At 71.6% G+C, this 20880-nt stretch carries 20 protein-coding genes and 1 pseudogene; 16 read left to right on the top strand and 5 right to left on the bottom strand.

The window, feature by feature from the left end:
- Positions 1–401: 401 nt before the first annotated feature.
- Positions 402–1316, top strand: a complete 915-nt coding sequence (locus tag ACZ4WS_RS20030) for a HipA family kinase (protein WP_467982263.1) — start codon at positions 402–404, stop codon at positions 1314–1316.
- Entirely contained in the window at positions 1313–1597 is a 285-nt protein-coding gene (locus tag ACZ4WS_RS20035) for an Rdx family protein (RefSeq protein WP_467982104.1), read from the top strand. The genes ACZ4WS_RS20030 and ACZ4WS_RS20035 overlap by 4 nt, the downstream gene beginning before the upstream one ends.
- A 12-nt stretch (positions 1598–1609) precedes the next feature.
- Here ACZ4WS_RS20035 and aceB read toward each other — a convergent pair whose 3' ends face one another.
- Positions 1610–3235: a malate synthase A gene (gene aceB, locus ACZ4WS_RS20040; protein ID WP_467982106.1), complete on the bottom strand. Its 1626-nt coding sequence runs from the start codon at positions 3233–3235 to the stop codon at positions 1610–1612.
- Positions 3236–3502: 267 nt separating this feature from the next.
- Positions 3503–4102, bottom strand: coding sequence for a nucleotidyltransferase family protein (locus tag ACZ4WS_RS20045; protein WP_467982108.1), 600 nt, complete (start codon positions 4100–4102; stop codon positions 3503–3505).
- Between the two features lie 210 nt (positions 4103–4312).
- Here ACZ4WS_RS20045 and ACZ4WS_RS20050 point away from each other — a divergent pair, with 210 nt between their 5' ends.
- The 3 genes and pseudogenes from ACZ4WS_RS20050 (at position 4313) to ACZ4WS_RS20060 (ending at position 6440) form a co-directional block, all read left to right on the top strand.
- A complete protein-coding gene (locus tag ACZ4WS_RS20050; protein WP_467982110.1) occupies positions 4313–4627 on the top strand; it encodes a DUF5955 family protein in 315 nt (104 codons plus the stop codon).
- A 69-nt stretch (positions 4628–4696) separates the two neighbouring features.
- Positions 4697–5743, top strand: a complete 1047-nt coding sequence (locus ACZ4WS_RS20055) for an ABC transporter permease (RefSeq protein WP_467982112.1) — start codon at positions 4697–4699, stop codon at positions 5741–5743.
- Positions 5740–6440, top strand: a pseudogene (locus ACZ4WS_RS20060) (ABC transporter ATP-binding protein). The gene ACZ4WS_RS20055 and the pseudogene ACZ4WS_RS20060 overlap by 4 nt, the downstream one beginning before the upstream one ends.
- 51 nt (positions 6441–6491) lie before the next feature.
- On the opposite strand, the gene ACZ4WS_RS20065 reads toward ACZ4WS_RS20060, so the two are convergent.
- Entirely contained in the window at positions 6492–7295 is an 804-nt protein-coding gene (locus tag ACZ4WS_RS20065) for an IclR family transcriptional regulator (protein ID WP_467982115.1), read from the bottom strand.
- Positions 7296–7616: 321 nt separating this feature from the next.
- Between ACZ4WS_RS20065 and allB the strand changes: the two genes are divergently transcribed.
- Both allB and alc read left to right on the top strand, forming a co-directional pair.
- Positions 7617–8966, top strand: a complete 1350-nt coding sequence (gene allB / locus ACZ4WS_RS20070; RefSeq protein WP_467982117.1) for an allantoinase AllB — start codon at positions 7617–7619, stop codon at positions 8964–8966.
- Positions 8967–9028: 62 nt separating this feature from the next.
- Positions 9029–10144: an allantoicase gene (gene alc / locus ACZ4WS_RS20075; protein ID WP_467982119.1), complete on the top strand. Its 1116-nt coding sequence runs from the start codon at positions 9029–9031 to the stop codon at positions 10142–10144.
- A gap of 170 nt (positions 10145–10314) precedes the next feature.
- Here alc and ACZ4WS_RS20080 read toward each other — a convergent pair whose 3' ends face one another.
- Positions 10315–11064, bottom strand: a complete 750-nt coding sequence (locus ACZ4WS_RS20080; protein WP_467982121.1) for an SDR family oxidoreductase — start codon at positions 11062–11064, stop codon at positions 10315–10317.
- A gap of 122 nt (positions 11065–11186) precedes the next feature.
- On the opposite strand from ACZ4WS_RS20080, the gene ACZ4WS_RS20085 reads away from it, so the two are divergent.
- The 4 genes from ACZ4WS_RS20085 (at position 11187) to ACZ4WS_RS20100 (ending at position 14211) form a co-directional block, all read left to right on the top strand.
- Positions 11187–12002: an AIM24 family protein gene (locus tag ACZ4WS_RS20085; RefSeq protein ID WP_467982123.1), complete on the top strand. Its 816-nt coding sequence runs from the start codon at positions 11187–11189 to the stop codon at positions 12000–12002.
- A gap of 106 nt (positions 12003–12108) precedes the next feature.
- Positions 12109–12735: a dihydrofolate reductase family protein gene (locus ACZ4WS_RS20090; RefSeq protein ID WP_467982265.1), complete on the top strand. Its 627-nt coding sequence runs from the start codon at positions 12109–12111 to the stop codon at positions 12733–12735.
- 91 nt (positions 12736–12826) lie between these two features.
- Positions 12827–13732 (top strand): DMT family transporter, encoded by a 906-nt coding sequence (locus tag ACZ4WS_RS20095; RefSeq protein ID WP_467982267.1) that lies wholly within the window; start codon positions 12827–12829, stop codon positions 13730–13732.
- A gap of 86 nt (positions 13733–13818) precedes the next feature.
- Entirely contained in the window at positions 13819–14211 is a 393-nt protein-coding gene (locus ACZ4WS_RS20100; protein ID WP_467982124.1) for a guanyl-specific ribonuclease, read from the top strand.
- Positions 14212–14250: 39 nt separating this feature from the next.
- Here ACZ4WS_RS20100 and ACZ4WS_RS20105 read toward each other — a convergent pair whose 3' ends face one another.
- Positions 14251–14457, bottom strand: coding sequence for a hypothetical protein (locus ACZ4WS_RS20105; protein WP_467982126.1), 207 nt, complete (start codon positions 14455–14457; stop codon positions 14251–14253).
- A 257-nt stretch (positions 14458–14714) separates the two neighbouring features.
- Between ACZ4WS_RS20105 and ACZ4WS_RS20110 the strand changes: the two genes are divergently transcribed.
- From ACZ4WS_RS20110 to ACZ4WS_RS20130, 5 genes are all read left to right on the top strand, one after another.
- Complete coding sequence (locus ACZ4WS_RS20110) at positions 14715–15968, top strand: sensor histidine kinase (protein ID WP_467982269.1); 1254 nt, start codon at positions 14715–14717, stop codon at positions 15966–15968.
- Positions 15969–16164: 196 nt separating this feature from the next.
- Positions 16165–16656, top strand: coding sequence for a hypothetical protein (locus ACZ4WS_RS20115; RefSeq protein ID WP_467982128.1), 492 nt, complete (start codon positions 16165–16167; stop codon positions 16654–16656).
- Positions 16647–17297: a hypothetical protein gene (locus tag ACZ4WS_RS20120; protein ID WP_467982129.1), complete on the top strand. Its 651-nt coding sequence runs from the start codon at positions 16647–16649 to the stop codon at positions 17295–17297. Before ACZ4WS_RS20115 ends, ACZ4WS_RS20120 begins: the two co-directional genes overlap by 10 nt.
- Before the next feature lie 3 nt (positions 17298–17300).
- A complete protein-coding gene (locus tag ACZ4WS_RS20125; RefSeq protein ID WP_467982131.1) occupies positions 17301–17975 on the top strand; it encodes an RES family NAD+ phosphorylase in 675 nt (224 codons plus the stop codon).
- A gap of 1 nt (position 17976) precedes the next feature.
- Positions 17977–20859, top strand: a complete 2883-nt coding sequence (locus tag ACZ4WS_RS20130) for a CHAT domain-containing protein (RefSeq protein WP_467982133.1) — start codon at positions 17977–17979, stop codon at positions 20857–20859.
- Positions 20860–20880 lie beyond the last annotated feature (21 nt).

A 20880-nucleotide genomic window follows, 5' to 3' on the forward strand; every position in this document is an offset into this window, starting at 1 on the left:
AGCGTGAAGCGGCGTCGTATCCGGTGATCGCCCTCGAAGACGGGCAGCAGATCGAGCACGCGATGCGGCGCGGCCGCCGACCGCACCGCGAAGAGCACACTCCTGAACCCCGCCGCGGACCCCCACCGGGCCTAGCCATCGGCTGCCCGCTGCCCGCTGCCCGCTGCCCGCTGCCCGCTGCCCGCTGCCCGCTGCCCGCTGCCCGCTGCCCGCTGCCCGCTGCCCGCTGCCCGCTGCGGGAGTGTTCATCCTAGTCTGCGAGGGTCTGTCGGGTATGGCTTTTCCGCAGGTCGGTCGGGGTATGTGAGGGTCGGCGGGCGGCATGTCCGCGATCGTGCCAGGGCCGGGCGGAGCGGAAAATGCCGATCACGTTTCCCGTCCGCTGCTTTACGCTGGCCGGTGTGCTGCGCGACGTGACCGCTGTTCGATACGTGACCCCGCTGAGGGCGGGCGGCTCCGTGCCCGGAGTCGTCGAGGCCGATGACCTGGGGACGTACGTCGTGAAGTTCACCGGCTCCGCGCAGGGCCGCAAGGCGCTGGTCGCCGAGATCATCGTCGGCGAGCTGGCCCGCGCCCTCGGGCTGCGCTTCCCCGAGCTGGTCCTCGTGCACTTCGACCCGGCGGTCGGCGAGCACGAGCCCCACCAGGAGGTCCAGGACCTGCTGCGCGCCAGCGCCGGGCTCAACCTCGGCATGGACTATCTGCCGGGGGCGAAGGACTTCACCCCGGAAGTCGCCGAGACCTTCGCCGTCGACCCGCTGGAGGCCGGCAAGGTGATCTGGCTGGACGCCCTCACGGTCAACGTGGACCGCACGGTGCACAGCTCGAATCTGATGATCTGGCCCACGTTCGGCATCGCGCCCCCGCACCTGTGGCTGATCGACCACGGCGCCGCCCTCGTCTTCCACCACCGCTGGGACGCGTCGTCGCCGGAGAAGGCGTACGACTTCCGGTGCCACGCGCTCGGCGGCTACACCCCGGACACCCGGGCGGCGGACGCCGAACTCGCGCCCCTGGTGACCGAGGAGCTCCTGCGCGCGGTCCTGGCGGAGGTGCCCGACGCCTGGCTCGCCGACGAGCCCGGTTTCGCGACCCCGGACGAGGCCCGCGAGGCGTACGTCCGCTATCTCCTCGCCCGCGTGCGGGCGTCCGGCGCCTGGCTCCCCACGGACTTCCCGAGCCGCGAACAGCTCGCCGCCGAGGACGCGGACCGCGCGGCGAAAACACAGCAGGGCCGCCCGAACTGGCTCAAGCGGGTCCCCGACCTGCACGGCAAACCGGCGGCGGAACAGGATTGGTCGGTGCACCTCGGATGACCACGCAAGACACCACCCACCGCGTCCAGATCGAGTACTGCACCCAGTGCCGCTGGCTGCCGCGAGCGGCATGGCTGGCACAGGAGCTCCTCACCACCTTCGAGACGGAGCTGACCGAGCTGTCGCTGAAGCCCGGCACCGGCGGCGTCTTCGTCGTCCGCGTCGGCGACGAGGTCGTCTGGGACCGGCGGGAGCAGGGCTTCCCGGAGCCGACCGCCGTGAAGCGCCTCGTACGCGACCGAGTGGCCCCGGAAAAGTCCCTGGGCCACTCGGAGAAGTGAGACGGGGCCGGCTCAGCCGGCCAGCTGCTCGTACGCGGGCAGCGTCAGGAAGTCCGCGTAGTCCTGGTCCAGCGACACCTTCAGCAGCAGGTCGTGGGCCTGCTGCCAGTTGCCCGCCGTGAAGGCCTCCTCACCGATCTCGGCGCGGATGTCGGCAAGCTCTTCGGCGGCGACCTTGCGGGCCAGCTCGGGAGTCGCGCTCTCGCCGTTCTCGAAGACGACCCCCGCGTTGATCCACTGCCAGATCTGCGAGCGGGAGATCTCGGCGGTGGCCGCGTCCTCCATGAGGTTGAAGATGGCGACCGCGCCGAGGCCGCGCAGCCAGGCCTCGATGTAGCGGATGCCGACCTGAACGGCGTTGACCAGACCGTCGTACGTGGGCTTGGCGTCCAGCGAGTCGATGGCGATCAGGTCACCGGCCGCGACCGACACGTCCTCGCGCAGCCGGTCCTTCTGGTTCGGCTTGTCGCCGAGGACGGCGTCGAAGGAGGCCATCGCGATCGGGACGAGGTCCGGGTGGGCCACCCACGACCCGTCGAAACCGTCGCCCGCCTCGCGGTCCTTGTCGGCCTTGACCTTCTCGAAGGCGACCTTGTTGACCGCTTCGTCGCGCCGCGACGGGATAAACGCCGCCATGCCGCCGATCGCGTGCGCGCCGCGCTTGTGGCAGGTGCGGACGAGGAGTTCGGTGTACGCGCGCATGAACGGAGCGGTCATCGTCACCGCGTTGCGGTCCGGCAGGACGAACTTGGTGCCGCCGTCACGGAAGTTCTTGACGATGGAGAAGAGGTAGTCCCAGCGGCCCGCGTTCAACCCGGCGGCGTGGTCGCGGAGTTCGTAGAGGATCTCCTCCATCTCGTACGCCGCCGTGATCGTCTCGATCAGCACGGTTGCGCGGACCGTGCCCTGCGGGATGCCGACGTAGTCCTGCGCGAAGACGAAGACGTCGTTCCAGAGCCGGGCCTCCAGGTGCGACTCCGTCTTCGGGAGGTAGAAGTACGGGCCCTTGCCGAGGTCCAGCAGGCGTTGCGCGTTGTGGAAGAAGTACAGGCCGAAGTCGACGAGCGCGCCCGGGACGGGCTTGCCGTCCGCGTCGACGAGGTGGCGCTCGTTCAGGTGCCAGCCGCGCGGTCGCATGACGACGGTCGCGAGCTCGTCGTTCGCCTTGAGGGCGTATGACTTGCCGGACTTCGGGTCCGTGAAGTCGATGTTCCGGGTGTACGCGTCGATCAGGTTGAGCTGACCGAGGACCACGTTCTCCCAGGTGGGCGCGGAAGCGTCCTCGAAGTCCGCGAGCCAGACCTTGGCGCCCGAGTTGAGGGCGTTGATGGTCATCTTGCGGTCGGTGGGGCCGGTGATCTCGACACGGCGGTCGTTCAGCGCGGCCGGAGCGGGGGCCACCTTCCAGGAGTCGTCGGCGCGGATGGAGGCCGTCTCCGGGAGGAAGTCGAGCGTGGAGGTGCGGGCGATCTCGGCGCGGCGCGCGGCGCGGCGGGCGAGGAGCTCGTCACGCCGGGGCGTGAACAGCCGGTGCAGCTCGGCCACGAAGGCGAGGGCCGCGTCGGTGAGGACCTCTTCCTGCCGGGGCAGGGGCTCGGCGTCGACGATGGCCAGCGGGGACGGCGCTGGTGCGGACATGAGCTGTCACTTCCTTCAGCGAGCTACTTACGAGCTACTTACGAGCTATGTACGAGTTGTGTACAAGCTAGGTACGAGCGAACCATGTGCGTCGCGGGTACGCCGTGGCACTGGGTGCCAGGGCCCCCGCAAACGCCGGATCACGCCCTCGCAGCTGTAGGGCGCTTCTGAACAGTGGATACTAGTTTCCTCATGGTGGAAGTTCAATGGTTTGTTGATGTCGAGATTCTCTGAGTCGACAGAAGGTGGCGCTCAGTGCCACGCCGTTTACTCAAGGTGGACGAGATCCTCCTCCGTGTCGATGTCGTACGCCTGCGCCACATCACCGCACTCGACGAGCGCGATCGCGTCCTCGTGGGCCTTGAGGTAGGCGCGCGCCCCGCGGTCACCGGTCGCGGTCGCGGCGATGCCGGGCCAGTGGTCGGCGCCGAACAGCACGGGATGCCCGCGCTCACCGCCGTACGCCGCCGCGGCGAGCGACCGAGGGGACTCGTACGCCGCGAGCACCCGGGCCACCGCCTCCTGTCCGATCCCGGGCTGATCGACGAGCGACACCAGCGCGGCCCGCGCCCCCGTGTCCGCCAGTGAGTCGAGCCCCGCCCGCAGCGAGGAACCCATCCCCTCCTCCCACTCCGGGTTGTTCACGAGAACGCAGCCGGGCAGTGACGCTTGCTTCCGTACGGCATCGGCCTGGGCGCCGAGCACCACATGGACGCGGGTGCAGCCGCCGGCCCGCAGGACTCCGACCGCGTGTTCGACAAGGGGCCGCCCTCGGTGCGACAGGAGTGCCTTGGGGCGCCCGCCGAGGCGCCGTCCACCGCCGGCCGCCAGCAACAGCCCGGCCACCTGGTCTTTGTTCTCCGCCATGTCCCTTGCATACCCGACCCGGCCGGAGCGTGCCCCGGAACCCGGGCGGGCCTTGTGGTGTCCATGGACTGAATTTCGGTCCTCGGAGTGGCGCCCACCGCGCTGGGTGGCGTTTACTGGCCCGCGTCCCCCGGCGCCCGACCACCGCCACGGGGATCTGGGGCAGAGGCACAAGGACTTGCGCACAAGGGCGTGCGAGCGGGGAGAGCTGTGTTGCGGAGCTTGGGGCAGAGGCCAGTGACCGGCAGGGACGAGGACCCGAGGGTGACGGAACTTAGTTCCGCCGTCTCCCGGCTGCGCCGTGAACTCGCCACGCATCCGGCGGAGTTCCCCGACCGTGGCATAGCCGAGGACGAGCTCGCGGCCCTCGCCGCGATGGCCGTCAGTGGCATCCCCGAGATCCCCCGCCTGCGCCGCTCGCTGCTGCTGATCGCGGGCGCGATCGGCTCGGTCAGCGCCCTGGCGACGGGCCTCGCGGACGTCCGCAGCGCGGTGGAACTGTTCGGGGAACCACCGCGACGGTAGCCCTTCGATTCGGGTGAACCGTGCCGTGGCGCGATGTCCCGGACGCGGCCCGGGCCGCAGGGTGGGGGCATGTTCGTCGCGTGGAGAGACCTCAGGTTCGCCAAAGGGCGGTTCGCCCTCATGGGGGCCGTGGTCGTGCTGATCACCCTGCTCGTGGGGCTGCTGTCCGGGCTGACCGCCGGGCTCGCCAAGGAGAACACCTCGGCGATCACCGGCCTGCCCGCCGATCACCTCGCCTTCGCCGCGCCGCCCGACGGCCAGTCGGTGTCGTTCACCAACTCGTCGGTCCCCCCGCGCGCGTGGCGGACCTGGGCCGGACGGCCGGGCGTCACCTCGGCGGAACCGATCGGCATCCGGACGCTGAACGCGGGCGCGGGGCACCGTACGGCCGCGGTCTCATCCTTCGCCGTCGCGCCGGACTCCGGGATCGCCCCGGACGGCGTCGGCCCGGACCGGGTCGTGCTGTCCGAGAAGGCCGCCACCGAACTGCGCGTCGGAGCCGGTGACCGCGTACGGCTCGGTGGCACCGAGCAGACCGTCGCGGCGGTCGCGGGCGACGCCTCGTACAGCCACACGCCCGTGGTGTGGACCGCGCTGTCCGGCGACGCCACGGTGATCGCCCTGCGCACCGACGGCGCCGACGGCCCCGGCCTCGCCGCGGGCGACCGGGCGGCGGGCACCCGGACCCTCGGCAAGGACGATGCCCTCACGGCCATCGGCTCCTACCGGGCCGAGAACGGTTCGCTCCAGCTCATGCGCGGATTCCTCTTCGTCATCTCGGCGCTCGTCATAGGGGCGTTCTTCACGGTCTGGACGATCCAGCGGTCCGGAGACATCGCCGTACTGAAGGCGCTCGGTGCCTCCACGCCGTATCTGCTGCGCGACGCGCTCGGCCAGGCGGTGCTGTTGCTCACCGCCGGAACGCTCCTCGGCGCCGGGCTCGCCACCGCGATCGGCGGGCTGGTGCGCGGCGGCGACGTGCCGTTCGTCCTCGACGCGCCGACCGTCCTCGGGCCCGCCGGCGTGATGATCGCCCTCGGGGCGCTCGGCGCGGGCCTGTCCGTCCGGCGGATCACCGCCGTCGACCCGCTGACCGCGCTGGGGAGTGCCCGATGACCCTTGTCCTGGACGACATCACCCTCACCTATCCGGACGGGGACGGCCGGCTGACCGCCCTCGACGGCGTGGACCTGGAGGCGTGCGCGGGCACGCTGACCGCGGTCCTCGGCCCGTCCGGCTCCGGCAAGTCCAGCCTGCTCGCGGTCGCCGCGACCCTGGTCGCGCCGGACCGCGGACGCGTCCTCGTCGGCGGTACGGAGACGGCGCGGCTGAGCCCCGCCGAGCGGGCCGTGCTGCGCCGGCGCGAGATCGGCATCGTCTTCCAGCAGCCGAACCTGCTGCCCTCGCTGACGGCGCTGGAGCAGCTCCAGGTGATGGGTCACCTGGACGGGCGGCGCCAAGTGGCGGACCGGGCAAGGGAGTTGCTCGCGGCGGTAGGGCTCGCCGAGCTGGCGCACCGGCGTCCGCACCAGCTCTCCGGCGGTCAGCGGCTGGGGGTCCCCCCAGGCCCTTAAGGCACTGGGGGAGCGTGAACATCGCTCGCGCGCTGGTCAACGAGCCGTCCGTACTCCTCGTGGACGAGCCGACCAGCGCGCTCGACCACGAGCGGGGCGCGGCGGTCCTCGACGTGCTGGTCCGGCTCACCCGCGAGCGCGCCACGGCCACCGTCCTCGTGACACACGACCGCGCCCACCTCGGCGAGGCGGACGCGGTGCGGGAGATGGCGGACGGGCGGATCGAAGTGCTGGTCTGACAGCAGCAGCAGCAGCAGCAGCGGCAGCCGCCGCTCGCGTCCCTGGACCGGTCAGGCCGCGGGGCCCGAGCTCGCCAGCGCCTCCGACAGCTCCGTCGCGACCTGCTGGAGCACGGGCACGATCTTGTCGGTGGCGGCCTCGGTGACGCGGCCCGCGGGTCCGGAGATCGAGATGGCGGCGGCGGTGGGGGAGTCGGGCACGGAGACGGCAAGGCAGCGGACGCCGATCTCCTGCTCGTTGTCGTCGACCGCGTAGCCGAGCCGGCGTACCTCTTCGAGCGCGGCGAGGAAGCCGTCGGGCGTGGTGATCGTCTTCTCGGTCGCGGCGGGCATCCCGGTACGGGCCAGCAGCGCGCGTACCTCGTCGGCCGGGGTGTGCGCGAGCAGCGCCTTGCCCACGCCCGTGGAGTGCGGCAGCACGCGGCGGCCTACCTCGGTGAACATGCGCATCGAGTGCTTGGAGGGCACCTGGGCGACGTAGACGATCTCGTCCCCGTCGAGCAGCGCCATGTTCGCGGTCTCGCCGGTCTCCTCGACGAGGCGTGCGAGGTAGGGGCGGGCCCACGTGCCCAGCAGTCGGGAGGCGGACTCCCCGAGCCGGATCAGACGGGGGCCGAGCGCATACCGGCGGTTGGGCTGCTGACGTACATAACCGCAGGCCACCAGCGTGCGCATGAGGCGGTGGATGGTGGGCAGCGGCAGCCCGCTGCTCACGGAGAGCTCGCTCAGACCGACCTCGCCGCCCGCGTCGGCCATCCGCTCGAGCAGGTCGAAGGCGCGCTCGAGGGACTGGACACCACCGCTCGGTGCGGATGATTTGGCGGCGTCGGTGGTGCTGGCGCTGGACGTCGGCACGGCGGCGGTCCTTTCACGGCTCGGAATCGAGAGGGGCGGCCCGAAGGGCCTCGAACGGGGCGGTGGCGGGTGACGGGTGGGCAGTTGATGCAGCCTACCCGGCGGTCGGTTGACTCCTGGCTTGTGCGTAGCTACGTTCTGCTTGATGGAATTCTAATTCCGCTTTGTGGAAACGTCCAGAGGGGGCGCGTTGGGGGCAGAGTGGAGAAGTGGACCCTTGACGGCGCGAGGGCTGGAGTGAAGACTCCTTCAACAGAACGTTGAATTCCGTTACGTGGAAGTAAACGGCGGAAGTCGACAGCGGCAGAGAGAGGGGTCCGGGTGTCCGACGACGGATGGGTCGAACTGGTGCTGCGCTCGACGCGCGTCATCACTCCCGAGGGGACACGCGCGGCCTCGGTCGCGGTCGCCGCGGGGAAGATCACGGCCGTGCTCGCGCACGACGCCGAGGTACCGGCCGGCGCCCGGCTCGAGGACTTCGGTGACGACGTCCTGCTGCCCGGCCTCGTCGACACCCATGTGCATGTGAACGACCCCGGCCGCACGGAGTGGGAGGGCTTCTGGACCGCCACGCGCGCCGCGGCCGCCGGGGGCATCACCACGCTGGTCGACATGCCTCTCAACTCCCTCCCGCCGACGACGACGGTCGACAACCTCCGCACCAAGAAGGACGTCGCCCGCTCCAAGGCGCACATCGACGTCGGCTTCTGGGGCGGCGCGCTGCCCGACAACGTCAAGGATCTGCGGCCGCTGCACGATGCGGGCGTCTTCGGCTTCAAGGCCTTCCTGTCGCCGTCGGGTGTGGACGAGTTCCCGGAGCTCGACCAGGAGCAGCTCGCCCAGTCCCTGGCCGAGATCGCCGGCTTCGGCGGCCTGCTGATCGTGCACGCCGAGGACCCGCACCACCTCGCCGCGGCCCCGCAGCAGGGCGGCCGGAAGTACGCCGACTTCCTCGCCTCGCGCCCCCGTGACGCCGAGGACACGGCCATCGAGAACCTCATCGCCCAGGCCAAGCGCCTCAACGCGCGGGTGCATGTGCTGCACCTGTCGTCCAGCGACGCGCTGCCGGTGATCGCCGCGGCGAAGGCCGAGGGCGTACGGCTCACGGTGGAGACCTGCCCGCACTACCTCACGCTGACCGCCGAGGAAGTCCCGGACGGCGCCAGCGAGTTCAAGTGCTGCCCGCCCATCCGCGAGGCCGCCAACCAGGACCTGCTGTGGCAGGCGCTCGCCGACGGCACGATCGACTGTGTCGTCACCGACCACTCGCCGTCGACGGCCGACCTGAAGACGGACGACTTCGCGACGGCGTGGGGCGGAATCTCCGGCCTGCAGCTGAGCCTGTCCGCCGTCTGGACCGAGGCGCGGAGCCGCGGTTACGGCCTCGAGGACGTCGTCCGCTGGATGTCCTCGCGCACCGCTCAGCTGGTCGGCCTCGACGACCGCAAGGGCGCCATCGCGGTGGGCCGCGACGCCGACTTCGCGGTCCTCGCGCCCGACGAGACCTTCACCGTCGACCCGGCAGCTCTCCAGCACCGCAACCGGGTCACCGCGTACGCGGGCAAGACCCTCAGCGGCGTCGTCAAGTCCACCTGGCTGCGCGGCGAACGCATCGTGACCGACGGCGAGTTCGGCGAGCCGACCGGCCAGCTGCTCTCCCGCCGGCCGTAATCCGCGCACCCGACCCGCCCCGCACCCGCAGCGGCCGATCTCGAAAGGCAGACCTGATCATCGTGACGGCGATTCCTCACTTCACCGGCGACGCGAACCCCTACGGAGGAGGCGACCCGTACGCGGACTACCGCACCGCCGACTTCCCCTTCACCCAGTACGCCAACCTCGCCGACCGGCAGCTCGGCGCCGGTGTCATCGCCGCCAACGACGAGTTCTTCGCCCAGCGCGAGAACCTCCTGGTGCCCGAGGCCGCCGAGTTCGACCCCGAGCACTTCGGCCACAAGGGCAAGATCATGGACGGCTGGGAGACCCGCCGCCGGCGAGGCGCCTCCGCCGCGCACCCGTGGCCGACGGCGGAGGACCACGACTGGGCGCTCGTCCGCCTCGGCGCGCCCGGTGTCGTACGCGGCATCGTCGTCGACACGGCCCACTTCCGCGGGAACTACCCGCAGGCGGTGTCGGTCGAGGGCGCGTCCGTCCCCGGCTCGCCGTCCCCCGAGGAGCTCCTCGCGGACGACGTGAAGTGGACGACGCTCGTTCCGCGTACGGCGGTCGGCGGTCACGCGGCCAATGGCTTCGCCGTCTCCGTCGAGCAGCGTTTCACGCACCTGCGCGTCAACCAGCACCCCGACGGCGGCATCGCCCGCCTGCGCGTGTACGGCGAGGTCGTGCCCGACCCGAAGTGGCTGTCCGTCCTCGGAACCTTCGATGTCGTCGCCCTCGAGTACGGCGGCCAGGTCGAGGACGCCTCCAACCTCTTCTACTCGCCCGCCACGAACACCATCCAGCCGGGGCGGTCCCGCAAGATGGACGACGGCTGGGAGACGCGTCGGCGCCGTGACAACGGCAACGACTGGATTCGCTACCAGCTCGTCGCCCAGTCGGAGATCCGTGCGATCGAGATCGACACGGCGTATCTGAAGGGCAACTCGGCGGGCTGGGCGTCTGTTTCGGTCAAGGACGGCGAGGACGGCGACTGGAGCGAGGTCCTGCCCCGCACCCGCCTCCAGCCCGACACCAACCACCGCTTCGTCCTCGCCGCGCCCGCCGTCGGCACTCACGCGCGCGTGGACATCTTCCCGGACGGGGGCATCTCCCGCCTGCGGCTGTTCGGCTCCCTGACGGAGGAGGGTGCCACGCGCCTGGCGGCGTGGCATCAGGAGTTGGGTGGCTGAGAGGTTTTTCGCCCCCGCCGCCCCAACCCCGCTCGTCAAACGCCGGAGGGGCTGGAGACAGCCCGTCCGGCATTTGAGGACGAGGCCGTTCAGGCTGATGGCGGAGGTCTGGCGGCGGCAGCCCCCAAGTACGGGAAGGGTAGGGGCGGCGGGGGCGAAACAAACCGCCCCTACGCCGCGTACCCCCCATCCACCGAGAACTCCGCCCCCGTGACGTACCCCACCTCCACTCCCGCCAGATAAGCCACCAAAGACGCCACCTCATCCGCCGCCCCGAAGCGCCCCAGCGCGGTCATCGCCGCCTGGCCCGGCGCATGCGGGCCGTCCGCCGGATTCATGTCCGTATCGATCGGGCCGGGATGCACGATGTTCGCCGTGATCCCACGCTCACCCAGCTCCCGCGCCAGTGCCTTGGTCAGTCCGATCAGGGCGGACTTGCTGGTGGCGTACAGCGTGCCGCCGGGCCCTGGCACCCGCTGAGTCATACACGTACCGACCGTGATGATCCGCCCGCCACGCCCCATGCGTGAGGCAGCCGCCTGAGAGGCCAGGAAGACGCCTCGTACGTTCACGGCCAGCACCCGGTTGACATCGGCGAGGGACAGGCTTTCCAGAGGGCCGAGCAGACCGACGCCCACGTTGTTCACCAGGACGTCGAGGCCGCCCAGCGCCTCCTCCGTGCGCCGCACGGCGCCGGCCGCCTCCTCCGCATCCGCGGAGTCCGCCCGCAGCGCGACCCCGCGCCGCCCCAGCGCCTCGACGGCCCGCACGACGTCCTCGGCCGCCTCCTTGCCGTGCACGTAGGTGAGGGCGACGTCGAGGCCCTCCCGAGCGAGCCGCACCGCCGTGGCCGCGCCGATGCCGCGGCTCCCGCCGGTCACGAGTGCCACCTTGCCGTTCATGGTTCCTTGGGAAGTCATGGATCCATCCCAGCGCCCGCGAGGCCCGGACGCTGGCGGCGAACGGACACCGAACTCGGGTCACGGAAATACCACCCCCAGATGACCGGAACTCTTCCCTCCGCTTCCCGCGTTCTCCCGGCGTGACTCTTCAGCAAGAAATCGTCGGCAACGCCATGCAGATGGCGGTCGTCAACCTGAACCCCGGCCAGACCGTGTACTGCGAAGCCGGAAAGTTCCTGTTCAAGACGGTGAACGTGACCATGGAGACCCGGCTCTCCGGGCCGTCCGGTGGCGGTGGCGGACAGCCCCAGGGCGGTGGCGGAGGCATGGGCGGCGTGCTGCGCCAGGCCATGGACACGGCGATGCAGGCCGGCCAGCGCGCCCTCACGGGCGAGTCGCTGGCATGCCAGTACTTCACCTCGACCGGCGGCGAGGGCACCGTCGGCTTCGCGGGCGTGCTGCCCGGCGAGATGCGCGCCCTGGAACTCGACGGCACGCGCGCGTGGTTCGCGGAGAAGGACGCGTTCGTGGCGGCGGAGTCGAGCGTGGACTTCGGGATCGCCTTCCAGGGCGGCCGGACGGGGCGCAGCGGCGGCGAGGGCTTCGTCCTGGAGAAGTTCACCGGGCGCGGGACGGTGATCATCGCCGGTGCGGGCAACTTCATCGACCTCAACCCCGCCGACTTCGGTGGCCGCATCGAGGTCGACACGGGCTGCGTCGTCGCCTTCGAGGAGGGCATCCGGTACGGCGTCCAGCGCGTCGGGGGCCTCAACCGGCAGGGGCTCATGAACGCCGTCTTCGGCGGCGAGGGTCTGTCCCTGGCCACCTTGGAGGGCAACGGGCGCGTCATCCTGCAGTCCCTCACCATCGAGAGCCTGGCCAATGCCCTCAAGAAGGCCCAGGGCGGCGACAAGCAGGGCCCGACGGGAGGGCTGTTCTCGACGAACGCCGGATGACGTCCGAGCGCGGGACGAGGCCCATCGGCCGACCGATGAGTTGCGGGTGCCTGTGGGGTCTGCACTGATGACAGCAGACCCCGCCCCCAGAGAGAAGGCACCCGCCATGGGCAAGCTCGTCTCCACCATTTTCGTCACCCTCGACGGCGTCTACCAGGCTCCCGGCGGCCCGCAGGAGGACCGCCGGGGCGGCTTCGAGCAGGGCGGCTGGAGTTTTCCGTACGGCGACGAGGACTTCGGCCGGTTCATCGGCGAGGTCTTCGACCGCGTGGGCGCCTTCCTGCTCGGCCGTCGTACGTACGAGATCTTCGCCTCGTTCTGGCCGAAGATGACCGACCCCGCCGACCCGGTCGCCTCCAAGCTGAACGCCCTGCCGAAGTACGTCGCCTCCGCCTCCCTCACCGACCCCGAGTGGGCCGGCACCACGGTGATCGGCGGCGACCTCGCCAAAGAGGTCACCGCCCTCAAGGAGCGCACCGACGGCGAGCTCCAGGTCCACGGCAGCGGAGCCCTCGTCCAGTCCCTGCTCGCCCTCGACCTCGTCGACACGATCCACGTGCTGACCTTCCCCGTCGTGCTCGGCGCCGGCCTGCGCCTGTTCACCGAGGGGGCCGTACCCACCGCGTTCAAGCACGCCGGCGGGCGAGTCACCGCCGCGGGCGTCTCCATCCAGTCGTACGACCTGGTCGGACGCCCGGAGTACGGCTCGTACGAGCTCCCGGAAAACGCCTAGCGGGAGATCATCCGGCCCGGTACGGTGATCGCTCCGCGTGCGAGCCGCCGACGTCTCCACCTATCCGATGGAGACCGGGAGAGCCGCCCACATGTCCTCGATCGCCGTACCGGGAGTCGTCGCGCCACGCCGCGCCTGGCTCACCGACCTGCCCGTCCTGCTCGTGGCGGTGGTGTGGGGCGCGAGCTATCTCGCGGCCAAGGACATCACCACCGCGCGGACGGTGATCGCCGTGCTGGTGCTGCGCTTCGGTGTCGTCCTGCCGGTGCTGGTCATCGCGGGGTGGCGCGCGCTGTGTGCCCTGACGGCCGCGCAGTGGCGCGGGGCCGCGCTGCTCGGGCTGATCCTGAGTGGCATCTTCCTCCTGGAGACGTACGGCGTCGTCCACACCTCGGCGACCAACGCCGGCCTCATCATCAGCCTCACCATGATCTTCACGCCGCTCGCCGAGGCGGTCGTGACCCGGGTCCGCCCCTCGCGCGCCTTCCTCGCCGCGGCCGGGATCTCCGTGCTCGGCGTCGTGCTGCTCACCCAGGGCGGCGGCTTCACCAGCCCCTCGGCCGGTGACCTGCTGATGCTCCTCGCGGCCCTCGCCCGGACCGTGCACGTGCTCGCCATGTCCCGCATCAAGTCCGTCCAGGGCGCCGACGCGCTGCCGCTGACCACGGTCCAACTGGGGGCCGCCGTGGCGGTGTTCGCGGTGCTGGCGACGGGCGCCGACGCCACGCCGTGGAGCACGGCCGCGGACTTCGGGGCGCGGGAGTGGGCCGGGCTGCTGTTCCTCTCCGCGTTCTGCACGCTCTTCGCCTTCTTCGTGCAGATGTGGGCCGTGCGGCGGTCCTCGCCGTCCCGGGTCAGCCTGCTGCTCGGTACCGAGCCGCTGTGGGCCGCCGCCGTGGGCATCGCACTGGGCGGGGAACGCCTCGGCGTGCCGGGGCTGCTGGGCGGCGTCCTCGTACTCGCGGGGACCGCGTGGGGGCGCCGGGCGGCAGGTTAACTCCCGGAAAACTCATCGGACTTGGCGGGAGAAATCAACTACCTTGACATTGACATGCCAGGGTCTACGCGCGTCATTCTATAGCCATGAGATTCCCCCCACGTACCACTCGTATCGGCACCCTCGTCGCCCTCATGTCCGCTCTGCTCATCGGCGGCACCGCCGTGGTTCCGGCCAACGCGGCGGCGACTGCCGTGGGCAGCATCTGTTACAGCGCGCTGCCGTCACAGGCGTACGACACGCTGGACCTGATCGAGTCGGGAGGCCCCTTCCCGTACTCGCAGGACGGGGTCGTCTTCCAGAACCGGGAGGGCGTGCTGCCCGCCCAGAGCACCGGGTACTACCACGAGTACACGGTCATCACGCCCGGCTCCTCGACGCGCGGCGCCCGTCGCATCGTCACCGGAGAGGAGACGCAGGAGGACTACTACACCGCGGACCACTACGTCACGTTCAAGCTGATCAACTTCAGCTGCTGATCCGCGGGTGATCCGGTCCGCCGGAAGTCCGGTCCGCGTTCAGCCGGGCTTCCGGCTCCCGGCGGCCGCGAACAGCGCGAACGACAGTACGAGGAGTGCGACGCTCGCGTAGATCTCGTAGCCGTCGAGGAAACCGAGCCGCTGTACGAGACCCCACCCGTGCAGTCGGCCCGTGAGTTCGTGCAAGAGGCCGAGAGCGCCCTGGACCAGGGCGACAAAGCCGAGCACCTCCAGTATCTGCTTCATACGAAGACCCTCGCCCCGCGGACCCCCCACATTCATCGGCCGCGGGGCGAGGCATGTCCGCCCCAAGTCGCGGGGCGTGGTGGCCGGGTTGGGACGAAAGTCTGAAGGGCCGCGACTTTGGTCGGTGATATCGGTCGCGGGGAGGTGGCGGCGGGCGTGCCTGCGTAGATTTGTCGACCGTGAGTGGTGACAATCCGGCGCGGGTGCCGAGGGAGACGGCGACCGCGGCGCGCGAGACCGCGTCTTCGCCGGAGGGACTGACCGGGCAGCCGGTGGCTCCGGCGCAAGCCCTGCCCGGGCGGCGATGGCTGCTGCCCTCGGCGGTGATCGCCGAGCTGGACCCCGGCACCGAGCGCGCGGGCCGGTCCGGACGGCCTCGGCGCACCGTGCGCGACTGGGTCGTCGACTTCGGATGCTTCCTGCTGGCCGTCGTCATCGGACTGGCGTCCGCGAACACACTGACCCACGACCCGAACACCCCCCACGGCCTGGCCGTCGCCGACCAGTTGCTCGGCGCGCTCGCCTGCGCAGCGGTCTGGCTGCGGCGGCGCCGGCCGCTGGGGCTCGCGGTCGCGATGGTCCCCGTCGGGCTGCTCTCGAACACCGCGGCCGGCGCCGCCATGGTCGCCCTCTTCACGCTCGCCGTGCACCGGCCCTTCAAGTACGTGGGCTGGCTCGCCGGTATCCAGCTCGCGCTGATTCCAGTCTTCTTCTGGCTGCGGCCCGACCCCGACCTGCCCTACGCCGCCGCCATCGCCGTCACCACGCTGCTCACCGCGGCGGTGGTCGGCTGGGGCATGTTCGTACGGTCCAAGCGCCAGCTCATGCTGAGCCTGCGGGACCGCGCGCGGCGGGCCGAGACCGAGGCGGCGCTGCGGGCCGAGCAGGCGCAGCGGCTCGCGCGCGAGGCCATCGCACGCGAGATGCACGACGTGCTCGCGCATCGGCTCACGCTGCTGAGCGTGCACGCGGGGGCGCTGGAGTTCCGGCCGGACGCGCCCCGGGAGGAGGTCGCGCGGGCGGCCGGGGTGATCCGCGAGAGCGCGCACGACGCCTTGCAGGATCTGCGGGAGATCATCGGGGTGCTGCGGGCCGGGGACTCCGACGACGCGGGGCGGCCGCAGCCCACGCTCGCCGCGCTCGACGCTCTGGTCTCCGAGTCCCGCTCGGCGGGCATGAAGGTCGTCCTCGACAACCGCGTCACCGATCCGGCCGCCGTGCCCGCGTCCGTCGGCCGCACCGCGTACCGCATCGCCCAGGAGGGCCTGACGAACGCCCGTAAACACGCGCCGGGCGCGGAGGTCACGGTGTCCGTCTCGGGCGCCCCGGGTGACGGACTCGTCGTGTCCGTACGGAATCCGGCGCCGCCGGGGGAGGTTCCGCACGTTCCCGGGTCGGGGCAGGGACTGATCGGGCTGACCGAGCGGGCGACGCTGACCGGGGGCCGGCTGGAGCACGGCGCAGAGGAGGACGGGGGGTTCCTGGTGCGGGCCTGGCTGCCCTGGGGGTGAGCGTCGGGAGACCCGGGCGGCCCGTCGCCGCCTCCCCGCTGCCCCGCGAGCGGCCCGTACGCCCCTCGACGGCGACCCGAAAACGACCGGGTGACGACCACGACCGGCCCTCGCCGAATGCCCGGCGGGCAGTAGCGTGAGCGCGGGCCCGGTGCGGCCCTTGTGGCCGGTGACGCGCGCCCGGGATCATGGGTGTGTGTCCCCTGGTGCTCCGCAGTTCAACGCCGCGTCGGTTCTCCAGGAGGTGAAGATGGTCCGGGCGGAGGGCTTGGTCCGGATCCGGGACCTCCATCTGCCGCTGCTTCGGCGGGCGTTCGCGTCGCTCTTCGCGGCCGTCACCGACGCCTGGCCCGTCGAGGTCGAGAACCTGCTGCGCGCGGCGGTGTCCCGGCTCGGCGGCGGCGAGCTCCAGGAAGCGGCCGCGTACACACTCGGCCTGGCGCCCGGCATGCGCGACCGGCCCGCGGCGGACCGGCGCCGGCTCGCCACCAAGGTGTACAGCGTCAGCGTCGAACGCTTCCGCAAGAGCCAGGAGGCCGCCGGCACCGCCGCGGACCGAGACGTGCGTCTCGTCGTACGCAGGCCGCTGATCGCCGACCTGGTGGCCGATGTCCTCGGTGCGGAACAACAGCCCCTGACAGCAACAGAGTTACCCAGTGGCGAGGAGAGAGGGCACAGGTGCGGGTGAACCCCTTCATGGTGCTGGCCGCCTTCGCGGCCGACTGGAGCAGGCTGTCGCGCCTGCTCGACCCCGGTGCGCGGCAGGCGCTGCGAGAGCGGCTCGCCGAGCTGCGGGCGGCGGGCGGCGACCGCGAGCCGGCCGCCGACCGGGCGGCGCGGACCGTACTCGACGCGCTCCCGGCCGACGAGGCGGCCCGACTGCGGCAGGACACAAGCCCGGGGCGGTTCGCAGGGGCGCCGTCGGCGACCCTCCACGAGGGGTACGGCACCGCGGACCTGTGCATGCTCGTGCTCGACGGCAACCCGATGGTCGGCCCCCTCCTCGGCCCCATCCGTGAACGACTCCTCCAGGAACCGGCGTCGCCGTGGGCCGAGGGCACGGATCCGCGGCTGATCGTGCTGTCGGGCGCGGACGGTCGCAGACGGCTCCCCCTCTTTCAGTTCGAAGCCGGGGCCATGCCGTGGAAGGTCGTCCTGGAGGTCAACTCCGTCCTGCGCGCCGACACCGACCCGTGGGGCGCGGCCGACTGGTGGCTGTCCCGCAGCGCCTGGTGGGGCGGCACACCGGCCGGCCTGCTGGGCCGCGGTCGCGACGCGGAACTGCTGGGCGCGGCACGGGCCTTGGTGGCAGCGGACGGGGAGGACTAGGCGATGGGCAAGTTCCCACCCCCCGAAGTCCTGCCGGGCGAACCGGGCCGGGCGGTCCTGCGGGCGGGCACGCCGGTGTACCGGGTGCACTCCACGCACCGGGAGCCCACGACGTACAACTCGCGCCCCTCGCACGCCTTTTACTACGGCGGCCGGTTCGACAGCACACCGTACGACCCGTACGGCTATCTCTACGTCGGGTTCGGTGTGGGCGCCGCCGTGTGCGAGGTGCTGCTGCGCTCGCTGCCCTTCGAGAGCGACGGGAGCCCGCGGTTGCTGCCACGGGAGGCGTTCGAGCGGCGCAGCCTGTCGTTCCTGCGGCTGGCCGCCGACGTCGACGTCGTGTCGCTGATGTCCGGCAGGGATCTCGCGGCGGTGGCGCAGGACTCCTGGCTGGTGCACACCGAGGGCGCGGACTATCCGCAGACCCGCGACTGGGGCCACTGGATCCGACGGCAGACCAAACCCTGGGCGCAGGGGTTCGTCTGGCCGTCCAAGCGGGAGCCCGCCGACCGGGTCGCGATCCTCTTCGACGACCGGGGCGACGCGCCCGTGCTCGAAGCCACGGGCGCTGACCCCATCGACTTCGGGACGGAGGACGGCGAGCGCTGGCTGAACGGGGTGCTCGCGCCGTATCGGACACAGGCCGCGCCGCGGTGGCGAGGAACGGAATTCTGAAGTGCCGCAGAGAACTTACGACTTGCACGCCCTGCTGTACGAGATCCAGCAGACGGCCGGTGGCGGCCTGACCGACGTCCAGGACCTGTCCCGGCTCACCTCCCTGGTCCTCGACCGTTTGGGCTGCGCGACGGCGACCGAGGCGTACGACATGCTCTACGCCGACTGGAAGGCTCTGCCCCGGGGCACCATGCTCTCCGGCATGCGGGCGGGGCAGATCATCGGGGTGCTCCCGCCGCTGATGTTCGACCGACCGGTCTTCGACCGCCAGCGGCAGGAGGAACTCCTCGGCGAGGCCCGGGAGTTCGGCCCCCAGGATGATCAGTGGCAGGCCAACATCGCGGCCATGAGCAGCTTCGCGGGGCTGAAGAGCATCGAGCAGCCCGCCGACATGGAGGCGTCACTCGCCCGGCTTGAGCAGGCCCGTGCCATGCTGCCGCCCGACAGCCCCGTACGGGACGCGATCGACATCAATCACGCCTCCCTGCGGGCGCACCTGGCCCAAGCCGGCGGCGGTGAGGACGACTTCGACTCGGCCGTCGAGGACCTGGCCCGCCTCGCCGAATCACCGGTGCTCAATGAGGAACAGCGGCTGGCCATGGCCGGACAGCTCGCCGTGTTCCGCTCGCACCAGGCCGGACGGCGCCAGGACGAGGCGGACCTGGCCGAACAGATCCGGCGGCTGGAGTCCGTCATCGCGCGGCTCCCGCCCGATCAGATGGACCGGCTCGGGATGGAGGCCCAACTGGACGTCGCCCGGAGTAACTTGACCGTGCTCCGTGCCCGCCGCACGGGAGACTACGAGCCCACCGCCGATGACCGGACGGCCGGCGCTCCGATCCACGAGGTGCGGCGGCGGATCGCCGGGCTGCCGCGGGACGCGCAGGTCGACCGGCTCAGCGAGGTGGGCATGGCACGTGGGGCACGTGCGGTTCTCGCCAGGGACCACCAGGGACTGGTCGAGGCCCTGGAACTCCTCGAAGACGCCATGGAACTGCTGGAACCCGACGACGACCGGTGGATCCGCACCGCGTCCACCCTGGGCACGGGGCACTGCGCGCTGGCCACGTTGTCGATCGCTCCGCAGGCGGACCGTCCCCACCACCTCGACCAGGGAATCTCCTGGCTCAGACACACCCGTCGGCTGGCCGGGGGCCCGGAGCATCCGCAGTGGGGCAGCACGGGGATCTCCCTGGCCACGGCCTACCGGTTCCGGGGCAGCCTGTTCCACGTACGCGACCCGCGTGCCAGGCGCCTCAACTACGACGAGTCCCGGCGCGTAGGCCTGGAGTCGCTGCGGGCGGTCGCCTGGAACGTCCTGCTCCAGTCCGGTACGGCGCACGCCGCCGAGACCGCCCGGCGCGCGGGTGAGAACGCGGTCGAGATGGCCCGGTGGTGCCTGGCCGACGGTGCCCATGCCGACGCCATACAGGCCCTGGACGCGGGACGCGGACTCGCCCTGCACGCGGCGACCGTGGCGGTCACCGTGCCCGACATGCTGGTCGCGCTGGGACAGTCCGGGCTCGCGGACGAATGGCGGGCGGTCGGCACCGTCGTCGTACCCGACGGAGGCGGGCCCATGGCGTTCACCGGCCAGGCGGCCGCCTCCGGGCCGTCCAGTCGGCTGCGGCGCCGTGTGCTGCGGGCGCTGGTCGCGTCACCGCTGCGGCGGCCGCTGCTGGATGCCCCCTCGCTGGAGGAGATCGGAAGGGCGCTGAGCGCCATGGGCGCGACGGCCCTGGTCTACCTGGTGCCCGCCGACGACGAGAAGCCGCGCCTGGTGGACCAGGTGTTCTTCGGCAGGCGCCCCGGCCACGGAGCGGCCCTCATCGTCTTCTCCGACGGCACCACCCGAGTGCTGGAACTCCAGCAACTCTCCGTGGAGGCACCCGAGTTGGCTGCCTACCGAGCCACCGGTACCCCCGGCCGCGACGCCGGTGGCCCGCCCACCGCGTCCGCCGCCGAACCGCCGCCCCGCGCGGACGAGAGCCGGGCCGCGCTGGAGCGGCTGTGCGACTGGGCGGGTACGGCGGCGATGCAGCCCCTGCTCAAGGAACTCCCGCGCGGCTACGGCAGAGTGCCCTCCGTGGTGCTGGTGCCCATGGCGGAACTGGGTGTCGTGCCCTGGCACGCGGCGCGTGTGGCCGGGCGGCGCCGGGCGCGCGGCCACGCCTGCCAGGAGGCGGACATCTCCTACCTCCCGTCCGCCCGTCTGCTGTGCGAGGTGGCCGCCCGGCCGGCGGCCGGCACCCGGCAGGCCCTCGTCGTCGGCAACCCGACCCGCGACCTCCATCACGCGGGCGAGGAGGCCGAGGCCGTCCACCGCACCTTCCACCCGGACGGCGACCTCCTTGGGCCAGGCGCCGCCACGCCCGCCGCCGTCACCGACTGGCTGCGCCGGCAACGCGGCGGACTGCTGCACCTCGCCTGCCACGGAGTGGTGCGCCAGGGCGAACGGAACAGCGCCTATCTCGCCCTGTCCGGCGGCCAATTGACCGCGGAGGAGCTGACCGAGGGCGTCACCCGCTACCGGCACCTGGACCTGGTGGTGCTCGCGGCCTGCCGGACCAATGTCTCCGGGCACGGCTACGACGAGGCGTACAGCCTGTCCACCGCGTTCCTCGTCGCGGGCGCGCGCTCGGTGATCGGCTCCCTGTGGCCCGTACCCGACGAGGCGACATCCCTGCTGATGTACATGACCCACCACTTCATGAGCCGCGACGGCCTGCCGCCCGGACAGGCGCTGCGCAGTGCCCAGTTGTGGATGCTGGACGACCGCCGCGATCCGCCGCCCGGGATGCCGTCCCCTCTGCAGGTCCGGGTGCGGCGGATCAGGAGCGACGACCTGACCGCGTGGGCCGGCTTCACCCACCTGGGGTGGTGAAGCCGGCTCCGGCGTCGCCGC

The sequence above is a fragment of the Streptomyces sp. NPDC029292 genome, from assembly GCF_055569295.1.

What these genes read in the sequence shown, in the direction of transcription:
- ACZ4WS_RS20035 (WP_467982104.1), top strand. Translation starts at nt 1,313, where the DNA reads ATGACCACGCAAGACACCACCCACCGCGTCCAGATCGAGTACTGCACC.
- aceB (WP_467982106.1), bottom strand. Translation starts at nt 3,235, where the DNA reads ATGTCCGCACCAGCGCCGTCCCCGCTGGCCATCGTCGACGCCGAGCCC.
- ACZ4WS_RS20045 (WP_467982108.1), bottom strand. Translation starts at nt 4,102, where the DNA reads ATGGCGGAGAACAAAGACCAGGTGGCCGGGCTGTTGCTGGCGGCCGGC.
- ACZ4WS_RS20055 (WP_467982112.1), top strand. Translation starts at nt 4,697, where the DNA reads ATGTTCGTCGCGTGGAGAGACCTCAGGTTCGCCAAAGGGCGGTTCGCC.
- ACZ4WS_RS20080 (WP_467982121.1), bottom strand. Translation starts at nt 11,064, where the DNA reads ATGACTTCCCAAGGAACCATGAACGGCAAGGTGGCACTCGTGACCGGC.
- ACZ4WS_RS20090 (WP_467982265.1), top strand. Translation starts at nt 12,109, where the DNA reads ATGGGCAAGCTCGTCTCCACCATTTTCGTCACCCTCGACGGCGTCTAC.
- ACZ4WS_RS20095 (WP_467982267.1), top strand. Translation starts at nt 12,827, where the DNA reads ATGTCCTCGATCGCCGTACCGGGAGTCGTCGCGCCACGCCGCGCCTGG.
- ACZ4WS_RS20100 (WP_467982124.1), top strand. Translation starts at nt 13,819, where the DNA reads ATGAGATTCCCCCCACGTACCACTCGTATCGGCACCCTCGTCGCCCTC.
- ACZ4WS_RS20105 (WP_467982126.1), bottom strand. Translation starts at nt 14,457, where the DNA reads ATGAAGCAGATACTGGAGGTGCTCGGCTTTGTCGCCCTGGTCCAGGGC.
- ACZ4WS_RS20125 (WP_467982131.1), top strand. Translation starts at nt 17,301, where the DNA reads ATGGGCAAGTTCCCACCCCCCGAAGTCCTGCCGGGCGAACCGGGCCGG.